Consider the following 11,957-nt stretch of genomic DNA (forward strand, 5'->3'; position numbering starts at 1 on the left):
GCCGTGCGCGTGGTGATCGCAGAGGACAACGCCCTGCTGAGGGAGGGCCTGGTCCTGCTGCTGACCTCGGCCGGACACGAGGTGCCGGCGGTCGCGGGCAGTGGCCCCGAGATCCTCCCCGCACTGCTGGAACACCGCCCGGACGTCGCCGTCCTGGACGTCCGGATGCCGCCCGCCTTCCGCGACGAGGGGCTGCGCGCCGCCCTGGAGGCCCGCCGGAGCATTCCGGGTCTGCCGGTACTGGTCCTCTCGCAGTACGTGGAGGAGTCGTACGCCGCCGAACTGCTCGGCGGGGGCGCGAGCGGGGTCGGCTATCTGCTCAAGGACCGGATCGGCCGGGTGGACGAGTTCCTGGACGCGCTCGACCGGGTCGCGGCGGGCGGTACCGCGCTCGACCCGGAGGTGGTGACCGAACTGCTGGCCCGCCGCAAGGACTCACCGCTCGACTCGCTCACCCCGCGCGAGCGCGAGGTGCTGAAGCTGATGGCCGAGGGACACGACAACGCCACCATCGCCAGGACCCTGGTCGTCACCGAACGCGCGGTCAGCAAGCACATCGGCAACGTCTTCCTGAAGCTGGGCCTGCCGACCAGCGACAGCGGCCACCGCAGGGTGCTGGCCGTGCTGGCGTACCTCGACAACAAGTAGCCCGGCCACGCACGGCGAGGGGCCCGCCGCCGGCGACAGACCGGTGGCGGGCCCTTCGCACCCCAGGACCGCGCGGTCCTACTCGTCGAAGGTGACGACCACCTTCTCCGCCGCCCCCGGCGTCAGCGCCAGCTCGAAGGCCCGGTCGACGTCGGCGGCGGGCACCCGGTGGCTGATGAGCTTGGCGAAGCGCTCGTGGTGCTCGACGATCTCGGGGGTCACCTCGAAGATCTCCGTGGGGTAGCCCTGGGAGGCGATCAGGGTCAGCTCGCTGCGGAGCATGCCGCCGAGATCGATCTCCGAACCCTTCTTCTGCACGGCGACCATGACGAGCTTCGCGCCCCACTTGGCCGAGCCCACCACGGTGTTGAACACCGCGGGAACCCCGGCCGCGTCGATGAAGATGTCCGTGCCGGGCCGGGGCTGGCCGAGCGCGTTGGCGGCCCCGCCGTGCAGCTCGGTGAGCCGCGCGGCGACATCCTCCTGGGCGGAGTCGATGACGGCGTCCGCGCCCACGGCCAGTGCCTTCTCCAGCCGGGAGGGGATGACGTCGGCGACGACCACGTGCTTCACACCGCGCAGCTTCAGCCAGATCGCCGCGCCGAGACCGATGGGCCCCGCACCGAAGACGACGACCTTGTCGTCCGGTCCCGCCCCGGAACGGTTGACGCAGTGCCGGGCCACGGCCATCGGCTCGTTGAGGGAGGCGATGGCGAAGGGCACGGTGTCGGGGAAGACGGCCACGCCCTTGCCGACCTCGGCGTTCTCGATCAGCAGGTACTCGCTCATCCCGCCGTACCTGCCGCCGCAGCCGATGATGCCGGTCGGCGCGTCCTGCGGGTTGACCACCACCCGGTCCCCGACCGCGAGACCGATGACCTCGGCGCCGACCTCGACGATCTCACCGGCCGGCTCGTGGCCGAGCGGCACCGGCACCATCTCACCGCCCTGGTGACCACGGGCCGGCATGCCTCCCATGTGCAGGAAGGTGACGTCGGTGCCGCAGATGCCGCAGGCGCGGACGCGGACGAGCACGTCCTTGGGGCCGGGCGCGGGGCGCTCGACGTCCACGACCTCGACCTTGCCGACACCGGCGGTCCGGACGGACTTCATCGTCGCCATGGAAAGACTCACTTTCTGGGGGAACCGGAGGAGAGGTACCGCCGCCGTGGGCGGGCGGAGAGAGGTGTTGCCGGTCGGGCCGGGCGCGGAATCCGTCCGGCACCGGCCCGACCGGGGTCAGCCGTGGCTCGGGGCCGTCAGACGGCGGCCCAGGCGTCGTCGACGGGCAGGACCACGCCGTTGACGAAGGCGGCGGCGTCGGAGGCCAGGAAGAGGATCGCGTCGGCCTGCTCCTCGGCGGTGCCGAGGCGGCCGATGTTGGCGCCGATCAGCCCGCCGATGACCGCGGGGCCGTGGGCCTGCTGGTCGGCGTCGACCTTGATGTTGGTCATCGTGGGGCCGGGGGCTATCGCGTTGGCCCGGATGCCCTGCTTGCGGTACATCACCGACAGGCTCTTCACCAGGCCGACGACACCGTGCTTCGACGCGGTGTAGGCGGCACCCGCCGCGCTGCCGCGCAGTCCGGCCTCGGAGGCGGTGAAGACGATCGTGCCGCGCCCCGCCTTCAGCATGTGCGGCAGAGCGGCCCGGGTGAGCAGGAACGGCGCCGTCAGGTTGACCCGGATGACCCGCTCCCACTCGGCGTCCGCGACGTCCGCGAGGGCCGACATCCGGTCCATGATCCCGGCGTTGTTCACCAGGACGTCCAGCCCGCCGAAGGCCTCCACGGCACGCTCGACGACCTCGTCGACGACCGACTGGTCGCTGAGGTCGCCGACGACCCCGACAGCGGTGCCGCCGGCCGTCCCGATCGCCCGGACGGTCTCCTCGGCGGCCTCCTTGTCGAGGTCGGCGACCAGGACCTTCGCGCCCGCCGCGGCGAACTTCAGGGCCGCGGCCCGTCCGATGCCGGAACCGGCACCCGTGACGACGACACTGCGGCCGTCGAGACCGTTGCTGCTCATGAACTGTTCCTCATTTCGTCGGGTGGGCCGGCCGCCGGGCGGAGTGATGTCCGCCCGGACCGGCCCACGATCAGTGGTCCGGTGGTTCAGGGGTGTGCCCCGAGGGCGTGCAGGACCGCGTCGGCCATGCCACGCTCACCGCGCTCGTTGGGGTGGACGGCCGCTGCGGGGGAGCGCGGAGTCGGAGGCCTCGATCTTCAACCGCGTGGCGACGAGGGCCGGGTAGTTCCGGCCGGACGGCTCGCAGCCGGCGGGGGTGCCGTTCTGGTCGGGGATCCCCGACCCGGCCGTGTAGGAGTCGCCGAGCGCGACGTACGGGCCGGTCGGCGGCGCCGACGCGTCTCCTCCGTCATCCCCGTCCCGTCCGGCAGTCATCGAGGTGACCAGCACGCCACAGGCGAGCGCCCCAGCCAGGCCGGCTCGTAGGGAGGTGTTCATCGGTGTGTCCTGTCTTCCGTCCGGGGTGGTCCCATGCGGGTGCGGGCGGTGCGCTGTTCGCTCGGCCGGGAGGGGGGAGGGCGGCTGGGACGGCCGAGCGAGCTTCGGGTCGTACGGGGGTGGTGCGTGGGGAGTGGGGGTCTGGAAGGGGTGTCCCCGGACCCGGCGCCGTTCGGGGGAGGATCGGCTGCCGGGCCCGGGGGCGGCGCCGGGCCCCGTCCCCACGGGTGCGGCGCGTCGGGGCCGTCCCGCTCGAACGGCCCCTGTCCTTTGGCCCCACGGCCGGGGAGGCCGGGGGGACTCGGGTGGCGCACCACCTCCTCCGGTCGTCCGGCCATCCGGCCCGGGTTCGGAAGTAGTGCGTCACGTCGTCTTGCTTGAGTTAGGCAAGCACATATGACTTACTTGAGTCAAGCAATTGAGCTGAATGGAATTGCTTGAGTTAGGCAATGAGAAGGGTAGGGTGATGCTCATGTCCCCATCGCCGCCGGCGGCCGGTCCCGCCTCCCCGGAAGTGATCGAGATCGAACGGGCTCTGACACGGATCACCTATCTGAGCACCAGGGCCCGGCAGCACGAGCGGCTGATGGCCCTCGCCGGAGTGCCGCTGGACCGGGCCGCCGTGGCGCTGCTGCGACAGGTGGCCGACTCCGAGCCGCTGCGCCCGGGGGAACTGGCGGGCCGGCTCGACGTCGAGGCCTCCCATGTCACCCGCCAGGTGCAGCAGTTGGAGAAGTCCGGCTACGTCACCCGCGTCGCCGACCCCGGCGACCGCCGCGCCCTGCGCATCCGCCTCACCCCCACCGGCCAACAGGCCATCGACCGCATCCGCGAAGCCGGCGCGGTCGGCATGCGCCTGGCCCTCGCCGACTGGCCTCCCGATCGGATCCGCCAACTCGCCGCGCTCTTCCACCGGATGGTCGAGGTGTTCCTCACCTACGCCGTGGACGAGGGCCAGGGCCCCGACACGGGTCCCCCGGATCCCCCCGACCGAGGGCAGGGGAGTGCGGGACCGGATCTGTTGGAGGACGGGGCCGGGGCAGGTTCCAGGGGCGGACGTTCCGCCGGCGAGAGGTGTGGAGCGGGTGGGGGCGACGAGGGGCGGGCGGAGTGAACGGGGCCGAAGGGTCGGGCGGAGGGAGCGGGGGTCGATGAGTGTGCCGGAGCGGATGAAAGGCGAGGGCGCGGAGTTCGGAAGGCGGCGGGCACGGACGGCAGCGGGCACGGACGGCATCGAGCACGGGCGGCAGCGAGCGCGGAGCAGCCGCCGTCGGCGAAGGGGCCCGCACGTGCGACACCCGGCGAGTCGTCTGCCCCCGCCCGAACCCCGACGCCACGCTCCGAGCCCGCATGGATGGGTCCCGGAACGACAAGCCGCCCCGCCGACGGAAGGGACCGTGCCGGTGCGTAACAGCCCCTCGCATACATCGGCCCGAAGAACGCCGCCCACCCACCCCCGAGCAGCAGGGCACCAGCGACAGCTCTCCACACCGCCGACACCCCGTTCGCGGCGGAGCCGCGCCCCAAGAGGGGCGCGGGGAACTGTGCGAGCGGCCACACGTCACCCGCAGGCGCTCGCGCGACAGCACTCCACGTCGATCAGGCGTCCGCCATCGCGCCGGGTGGGCCCGGCCGCCCCGAAGTCCCCGGCCGCACACTCGAACCGGCCGACCGTTGGAGGTATCTCGTTCGCGGCGGAGCCGCCCCAGGAGGGGCGCGGGGAACTGTGCGAGCGGCCACACGTCACCCGCAGGCGCTCGCGCGGCAGCACTCCACGGCGATCAGGCGTCCGCCATCGCGCCGGGTGGGCCCGGCCGCCCCGAAGTCCCCGGCCGCGCACTCGAACCGGCCGACCGCCGGAGGCCCCCCGCAAGGAAAGAGCCCTACACGAATGGCCTTAACCATGTACGGCAGTGCCAGTGAGAAACCCTCGCTCCCCCGGGGCGCGGGCCAGCACCTCCTGATCGTGGTCGACGACCCGGACGTCGTCGAACTCCTCTCCACGACACTGGAGTTGGCGGGCTACCGGATTGAGACGGCCGAGTCGGGCACGGAGGCGGTGGCGCGGCTCACCGAGCGGCGGTTCGACCTGGTGGTGCTCGATCTGGCGCTGCCGGACCTGGAGGACCTCGGGCGGGAGCGCCGCCCCGTCGCCCACCGTCCTCCGGTGCTGTTCCTGACGCGGTACGACTCGCTCGGCAGACTTCTCCCCGAAGTCGGCCTGGGTGAGCAGGACTACGTCACCAAGCCCTTCCGTATCGCCGAGGTGCTGGCCCGCGCCCAGGTCCTGCTGCGCGGCCGGAAAGCCGTCCGGCGGGACAACGAACTGTCGTACCGCGACCTGGTCCTGGACGACCCCGCCTGCCAGGCCCTGCGCGCGGGCCGGGCGTTGAACCTCACCCCGGCGGAGTACCGGTTGCTGCGCTACCTTCTGGTCAACGCGCACAAGGTGCTGTCGAAGGAGCAGATCGGCCGCTATGTGTGGGGTGACTTCCATGGCGACAACGCCATCGAGCAGCTCGTCTCCCGCCTCCGCCGCAAGGTGGACCGCGAGGGCCCGCCGTTGATCCACACCCGCCGGGGCTTCGGCTACTGGCTCGGCAGACCCGGCGACCGGGAGCGCTGAACGAATCTCTCGACCGGGAGTGCCGATGACAAGTCGTGGGCACTCCGAGAAGCAAACGCACCCGCACCACGTCGGCATGCGTGACAGCCCACGCGATCGCCCGAAGGGCGGTGCCGGAACCCCCGGCGCCGCCCTTCTCCGTCCCCGCAGCTCCCACCCCGGACATTTCCGTGTACGTCAACTGATCCCCGAGGCAAGCTGTTTGAGGAGCGACACCAGTCCCGTGCGGTCCGCCACCGACGCCCGGGATGTGATCTGGGCCACGTCAGGTTCTTGTCAGGCAACTGACCGGGAGCCGTCAGACCGCTCTGTTTGCATGTGCTCATCGAGGCCTCGAAGCATCCCCCGGCGCTCCACCCCACCGGAGCCCCCACCACCGAGGAGAGACCATGGCCGACACACTGACCGACGCCGCGTCCGGCACGAGCGGACAGGTCCCCGAGTACCCGATGCCCAGGGCGTCGGGCTGCCCGCTCGCGCCGCCGCCGGCCGCGGCGGAGCTGCGCGGCGACCAGCCGGTCACCAAGGTGCGGATCTGGAACGGCAGTACCCCGTGGCTGATCACCCGCCACGCCGACCAGCGGACCCTGCTCACCGACCCGCGTGTCAGCAACGACGACCACGAGCCGGACTTCCCCCATGTCAACGCCCACCGGGCGGCCATCGCCCCGCACACCCCGAAGCTGATCACCAACACGGACGCGCCGGAGCACACCCGGCTGCGCCGCTCGGTCAACGCGCCGTTCCTGGTGAAGCGGATCGAGGCGATGCGCCCGGCCGTGCAGAAGATCGTCGACGACCTGATCGACGACATGCTGGCCGGCCCCAACCCGGCCGACCTGCTCACCGCGCTGGCCCTGCCCGTGCCGTCGCTGGTCATCGCCGAGCTGCTCGGAGTGCCGTACAAGGACCACGAGTTCTTCCAGGAGAACAGCAACCGCGTCCTCGACAACTCCCTCACCGCAGAGGAGGCCCAGGAGTCCAGCCGTGCCCTCGGCGGGTATCTTGACGCGCTGTTCCGGGAGAAGCTCGAACAGCCGGGCGACGACGTGCTGTCCGAGATGGGCACCCGGGTCAAGGTCGGCGAGATGACCCACCAGGAGGCCGTCAGCATGGGCGTCGCCATGCTGATCGCCGGGCACGAGACCACGGCCACGATGATCAGCCTCGGCACGCTCGCCCTGTTCGAGCACCCTGACCAGCTGGCCGTGCTGCGGGACACCGAGGACCCGAAGGTCGTCGCGGGCGCCGTCGACGAGCTGCTGCGCTATCTGTCCATCGTCCACTCGGGTCTGCGCCGGGTGGCCAAGGACGACATCGAGATCGACGGTCAGGTCATCCGCAAGGGCGACGGCCTCCTCTTCGACCTCCAGACCGCCAACTGGGACCCGATCGCCTTCCCCGAGGCCGAGCGCCTGGACCTGAGCCGCCCCGCCCGCCAGCACAACGCGTTCGGTTACGGCCCCCACCAGTGCCTCGGCCAGAACCTGGCCCGCCTCGAACTGCAGGTCGTCTACGGCACCCTCTACCGGCGTATCCCCACCCTCCGCCCGGCCGCCCCGATCGAGCAGCTGGCGTTCAACCACACGGGGACGACGTACGGCGTGAAGTGCCTGCCCGTCGCCTGGTGACACCGCGCCCGGTGTCTCCCCACCCGGTGACACCCCCACCTCGCCCCCACAAGTACCAAGAACCGAGGAGCAATCCATGCGTGTGGAACTCGACGAGCCCAAGTGCGTGGCCTCCGGCCAGTGTGTGATGGCCTCCCCCGAGGTGTTCGACCAGCGGGACGACGACGGTGTCGCGATCCTGCTGGAGGAGCACCCCGCCGACGACCTCATGGACGGCGTGCAGGAGGCCGTCGCGATCTGTCCCGCCGCCGCGATCCGACTGGTGGACCGGTGAGGCGCATCCTGGTCGTGGGTGCCTCGGCCGCCGGGATGGCGGCGGCCGAGACGCTGCGCCGCGAGGGCTACGACGGCACGCTCACCCTCGTCGGCGACGAACCGCACGCCCCGTACGACCGGCCCCCGCTGTCCAAGCAGCTCCTCGCCGCGGAGTGGGACACCGACCGGCTGACCCTGCGCACCCCGGCCCACCTCGACGGCCTCGACCTGGACCTGCGCCTCGGGGCCGCCGCGACAGGCCTCGACCTGAAAGAACGTCAAGTACACCTCGCGGACGGCGATTCGGTGCCGTACGACGGACTGGTGATCGCCACGGGCGTACGGCCGCGGCGGCTGCCCGGTGAGGGTGCGCATGTGCTGCGCACCCTGGACGACGCGCTGACGCTGCGGGAGCAGCTGGCGCCGGGGACGCGGCTGGTCGTGGTCGGCGCCGGGTTCCTCGGGGCGGAGGCCGCCGCCGTCGCCTGGCGGCTCGGCGTGAAGGTCACCCTCCTCGAACCGGCGTCGGTACCGCTGGCGCACGCGGTCGGCGGGGACGTCGGCGCGGTGCTGTCCCGGGCCCACCTCGACCACGGGGTGGACCTGCGCACCGGCGTCACCGTCACCGAGGTGACCGAGGACGGGGTGCGGCTCGCGGACGGCGAGTCGATCGAGGCCGACGAGGTGCTGGTCGCCATCGGCTCCCTGCCCAACACCGAATGGCTGGCGGACAGCGGCCTGGACGTCGGTGACGGTGTGCTGTGCGACGAGTACTGCGAGGCCGCGCGGAACGTGTACGCGGCCGGTGACGTCGCCCGCTGGTACAACCCGCTCTTCGGCGCGTCGATGCGCGTCGAGCACCGTACGAACGCCGCCGAGCAGGGCATGGCGGTCGCCCGCAACCTGCTCGGGCCCGAGACACGCAAGCCGTTCGCGCCGGTGCCGTACTTCTGGTCCGACCAGTACGACATGAAGGTTCAGGCCTACGGCCATCTGCGGGGTCACGACGAGGTCGCCGTAGTCGACGGGAACCTGGCCGAACGCCGGTTCGTGGCCGTCTACCGCACCGACGACCGGGTGACCGGCGCCCTGGCCGTCGGTATGCCACCCAGGGCGATCCGGCAGTGGCGGCAGGCCATCGCGTCCGGTGCGCGCTGGCACGAGGCGGTACCCGACAAGAGCCCGACCCTGCGGGAGGAGGCCGAACGTGGTGGAACAGCTGCCTGACCGAGGCGGTGAGGTGGTCGTCGTCACCGGCGCCGGTGGCATGGGCGTGGCGATCGCGCGGCGGATCGGCAGCGGGCGGACCGTTCTCCTCGCCGACGCCTCGCGCGGTCAACTCGACCGGGCCGTACAGGCGTTGCGCGACGAGGGGTACGCGGTGCGGGGTGTCCTGACCGACGTGTCCGACCGCGAGTCCGTGGACGAGCTCGCGGCGGAGGCGGCCGGTGCGGGCCGGGTGGCCGCCGTCGCGCACACCGCGGGTGTCTCTGCCGCCCAGGGTTCTGCGAAGACGATCCTGGAGGTCGACCTGCTGGGCACGGCCCACGTCATCGACGCCTTCGAGGCCGTGGCCACGCCGGGGACGGCCATGGTGTGCGTCTCCAGCATGGCCGGCCATGTCGCCTCCCTCGGTCTGGAGGACGAGGCCGCCCTCGCCACGGCCCCCGTGGGAGAACTCCTCGGGATCGGTGCCGTCGAAGCCGTCGGGGACAGCCCGACAAGGGCGTACATCGTGTCCAAGCGGGCCAACCAGGTGCGCGTCGAGGCGGCAGCGCTCGCCTGGAGCCGACGCGGCGCCCGCATCAACAGCGTCAGCCCGGGGGTCATCGCCACCGCCATGTCGAAGGCGGAGGCCGAGGGCCCGAGCGGCGCGCACATGCTCGCGATGCTGGAGGCGAGCGGCGCGGGCCGCACCGGCACACCGACCGAGATCGCCGACGCCGTGGCATTCCTCGTCGGTCCCGAAGCGCGTTACATCACCGGTACGGACCTCCTCGTCGACGGCGGGCAGGCCGCCTGGCTACGGCGCCACCGACCGGCCTGACACGACGGCGCGGACAGGACGGCACCACCGAACCACCGGGATCATCGGGGCCACCGAACCACCGAACCACCGAACCACCGGGACCACCGAACCACCGGGGCCACCGAACCACCGAACCACCGGGACTACCGGGACCACCGGAACCACCGGGACCATCGGAACCACCGGAACCACCGGGACCATCGGGACCATCGGGACCACCGAACCACCGGAACCATCGGGACCATCGGGACCACCGAACCACCGGGACCACCGGAACCACCGGAACCACCGGAACCACCGGAACCACCGGGACCACCGAACCATCGGAACCATCGGGACCATCGGGACCACCGAACCACCGGGACCACCGGGACCACCGGAACCACCGGAACCACCGGAACCACCGCACCACCCACAACAGACGTATCAGGACCGCAGAGAGGACACCGATGTCCACCCCCCACGCTCCGACCGGCCCCACGTCCATCGACCCGGAGAAGCTGGGCTTCGACCCCGAAGCCCTCCGCGCCCGGTACCGGACCGAGCGCGAACGCCGGATCCGGCCGGACGGCGGCGCGCAGTACCGGCGGATCGCCGGTGAGTTCGTCTCCTACGACGACGACCCCTACGCCGACCAGGAGTTCACCCGCGAGCCGCTGCACGACCGGGTCGAGGCGGTCGTCGTCGGCGGCGGCTTCGGCGGGCTGCTCGCCGCGGCCCGGTTGCGCCAGGCGGGCGTCGAATCGATCCGGGTGATCGAGAAGGGCGGCGACTTCGGCGGCACCTGGTACTGGAACCGCTACCCCGGCATCCACTGCGACATCGAGTCGTACATCTATCTGCCGCTGCTCGAAGAGCTGGGCTACGTCCCGAAGTGGAAGTACGCGCCGGGCGAGGAGATCCGGCAGCACACCCGGGCCATCGGCCGCCACTTCGACCTCTACGGCGACGCCTGCTTCCAGACCGTCGCCACCGAACTGCGCTGGGACGAGACCGAGTTGGAGTGGATCGTCGCCACCGACCGCGGCGACCGCATGCGGGCCCGCTACGTCGTCGTCTCCAGCGGCACACTCAGCCAGCCGAAGCTCCCCGGCATCCCCGGCATCGAGACCTTCAAGGGCCACACCTTCCACACCAGCCGCTGGGACTACGACTACACCGGCGGCGACGCGAACGGCGGCCTCACCGGGCTCGCCGACAAGCGGGTGGCCGTCATCGGTACCGGCGCCACCGCCATCCAGGTCGTTCCCCACCTCGGGGCCGACGCGGCGCACGTGTACGTCTTCCAGCGCACCCCCTCGACGGTCGACGTACGCGGCAACGGCCCCACCGACCCGGAGTGGGCGAAGACGCTCACCCCCGGCTGGCAGGGGCGGCGCATGGACAACTTCCTCAAGACCGTCACCGGTGTGCGGGCCGGGAAGGACCTGGTGAACGACGCCTGGACCAGCAGCGCCCGCCTCCAGGAGAAGCTCATCCCGACCGACGCGTACGCCGACGTACCGGCGGACGAGCGCGAACGGGCGTACGAGATCGCCGACTTCCAGAAGATGAACGAGCTGCGCGACCGGGTGGCGGCGATCGTCGAGGACCCGGAGACCGCCGAGAAGCTGAAGCCCTGGTACCGCTACATGTGCAAGCGCCCCACCTTCAGCGACCACTACCTGCAGACCTTCAACCGGCCCAACGTCACGCTCGTCGACACGGCCGACACCCACGGCGTCGAGCGGATCACCGACAGGGCCGTCGTGGTCGGCGGGGTCGAGTACGAGGTGGACTGCGTCATCTTCGCCACCGGCTTCGAAGTCGGCGTCTCGGGGCTGCTCTCGGGCCGGCTCCCGGCGTACGGCCGGGACGGCGTCGGCCTGCTGGAGACCTGGATGACGGCCGGCCCGAAGACCCTCCACGGCTTCTACAGCCACGGCTTCCCCAACCTCTTCCAGCTCGGCCCCATGCAGAACGCCAGCGCCGTCAACTACGTCCACATCCTCGACCAGCAGTCGGTCCACGTCGGCGAGGTCGTCGCAGAGGCCCGCAGGCGCCGCGCCCGGTATGTCGAGCCGACCGCCGAGGCCGAGGCCGCCTGGGTCGCCACCATCCGCGAGAAGGCCGCCGACCTGCACGCGTTCCAGGCGGAGTGCACCCCCGGCTACTACAACAACGAGGGCCGGCCCAGGAAGCGCAGTGAGTCGTACGGCGACGGCCCGGTCGCCTTCCATGAACTGCTCCGCCACTGGCGCTCCGACGGCGGCATGGACGACGTGCTCGTCGGCGCCGAGTGAGGCCGGGCGAGAGGGTGGGAG

At 71.7% G+C, this 11,957-nt stretch carries 10 protein-coding genes and 1 pseudogene; 8 read left to right on the forward strand and 3 right to left on the reverse strand.

Features of this window, described 5'->3' with window-relative positions:
* Nucleotides 1-3 precede the first annotated feature (3 nt).
* Complete coding sequence (locus OG858_RS39300; protein ID WP_086754019.1) at nucleotides 4-648, forward strand: LuxR C-terminal-related transcriptional regulator; 645 nt, start codon at nucleotides 4-6, stop codon at nucleotides 646-648.
* Nucleotides 649-726: 78 nt separating this feature from the next.
* Here the strand turns inward: OG858_RS39300 and OG858_RS39305 are convergent, their stop codons facing one another.
* From OG858_RS39305 to OG858_RS39315, 3 genes are all read right to left on the reverse strand, one after another.
* Entirely contained in the window at nucleotides 727-1,770 is a 1,044-nt protein-coding gene (locus OG858_RS39305) for a zinc-dependent alcohol dehydrogenase (protein WP_086754017.1), read from the reverse strand.
* Between the two features lie 137 nt (nucleotides 1,771-1,907).
* Nucleotides 1,908-2,675 (reverse strand): SDR family NAD(P)-dependent oxidoreductase, encoded by a 768-nt coding sequence (locus tag OG858_RS39310; protein ID WP_086754015.1) that lies wholly within the window; start codon nucleotides 2,673-2,675, stop codon nucleotides 1,908-1,910.
* 135 nt (nucleotides 2,676-2,810) lie between these two features.
* Entirely contained in the window at nucleotides 2,811-3,113 is a 303-nt protein-coding gene (locus OG858_RS39315; RefSeq protein WP_319264238.1) for a hypothetical protein, read from the reverse strand.
* Between the two features lie 472 nt (nucleotides 3,114-3,585).
* On the opposite strand from OG858_RS39315, the pseudogene OG858_RS39320 reads away from it, so the two are divergent.
* The 7 genes and pseudogenes from OG858_RS39320 to OG858_RS39350 form a co-directional block, all read left to right on the forward strand.
* Nucleotides 3,586-4,092, forward strand: a pseudogene (locus OG858_RS39320) (MarR family winged helix-turn-helix transcriptional regulator); the annotation flags it as partial.
* A 924-nt stretch (nucleotides 4,093-5,016) separates the two neighbouring features.
* Nucleotides 5,017-5,739, forward strand: a complete 723-nt coding sequence (locus tag OG858_RS39325; protein WP_086753201.1) for a response regulator transcription factor — start codon at nucleotides 5,017-5,019, stop codon at nucleotides 5,737-5,739.
* Between the two features lie 389 nt (nucleotides 5,740-6,128).
* Nucleotides 6,129-7,370 carry a cytochrome P450 gene (locus tag OG858_RS39330; RefSeq protein ID WP_319264240.1) on the forward strand — a complete coding sequence of 414 codons (1,242 nt, stop codon included), beginning with the start codon at nucleotides 6,129-6,131 and terminating at the stop codon, nucleotides 7,368-7,370.
* Between the two features lie 76 nt (nucleotides 7,371-7,446).
* Nucleotides 7,447-7,644 (forward strand): ferredoxin, encoded by a 198-nt coding sequence (locus OG858_RS39335; protein WP_046707169.1) that lies wholly within the window; start codon nucleotides 7,447-7,449, stop codon nucleotides 7,642-7,644.
* Nucleotides 7,641-8,852 (forward strand): NAD(P)/FAD-dependent oxidoreductase, encoded by a 1,212-nt coding sequence (locus tag OG858_RS39340; RefSeq protein WP_319264242.1) that lies wholly within the window; start codon nucleotides 7,641-7,643, stop codon nucleotides 8,850-8,852. Before OG858_RS39335 ends, OG858_RS39340 begins: the two co-directional genes overlap by 4 nt.
* Nucleotides 8,833-9,672 (forward strand): SDR family oxidoreductase, encoded by an 840-nt coding sequence (locus OG858_RS39345; protein WP_086752511.1) that lies wholly within the window; start codon nucleotides 8,833-8,835, stop codon nucleotides 9,670-9,672. The genes OG858_RS39340 and OG858_RS39345 overlap by 20 nt, the downstream gene beginning before the upstream one ends.
* A 431-nt stretch (nucleotides 9,673-10,103) precedes the next feature.
* On the forward strand, nucleotides 10,104-11,936 hold the full coding sequence (locus tag OG858_RS39350) for a flavin-containing monooxygenase (RefSeq protein ID WP_086750933.1): 1,833 nt from the start codon (nucleotides 10,104-10,106) through the stop codon (nucleotides 11,934-11,936).
* The last annotated feature ends 21 nt before the right edge of the window (nucleotides 11,937-11,957 follow it).

It is taken from the genome of Streptomyces europaeiscabiei (genome assembly GCF_036346855.1).
Taxonomy (GTDB): Bacteria; Actinomycetota; Actinomycetes; order Streptomycetales; family Streptomycetaceae; genus Streptomyces; species Streptomyces europaeiscabiei.

Excerpts from the sequence above, each read along its gene's own strand:
- OG858_RS39305 (WP_086754017.1), bottom strand. The coding sequence starts at position 1,770 with ATGGCGACGATGAAGTCCGTCCGGACCGCCGGTGTCGGCAAGGTCGAG.
- OG858_RS39310 (WP_086754015.1), bottom strand. The coding sequence starts at position 2,675 with ATGAGCAGCAACGGTCTCGACGGCCGCAGTGTCGTCGTCACGGGTGCC.
- OG858_RS39315 (WP_319264238.1), bottom strand. The coding sequence starts at position 3,113 with ATGAACACCTCCCTACGAGCCGGCCTGGCTGGGGCGCTCGCCTGTGGC.
- OG858_RS39325 (WP_086753201.1), top strand. The coding sequence starts at position 5,017 with ATGTACGGCAGTGCCAGTGAGAAACCCTCGCTCCCCCGGGGCGCGGGC.
- OG858_RS39330 (WP_319264240.1), top strand. The coding sequence starts at position 6,129 with ATGGCCGACACACTGACCGACGCCGCGTCCGGCACGAGCGGACAGGTC.
- OG858_RS39335 (WP_046707169.1), top strand. The coding sequence starts at position 7,447 with ATGCGTGTGGAACTCGACGAGCCCAAGTGCGTGGCCTCCGGCCAGTGT.
- OG858_RS39350 (WP_086750933.1), top strand. The coding sequence starts at position 10,104 with ATGTCCACCCCCCACGCTCCGACCGGCCCCACGTCCATCGACCCGGAG.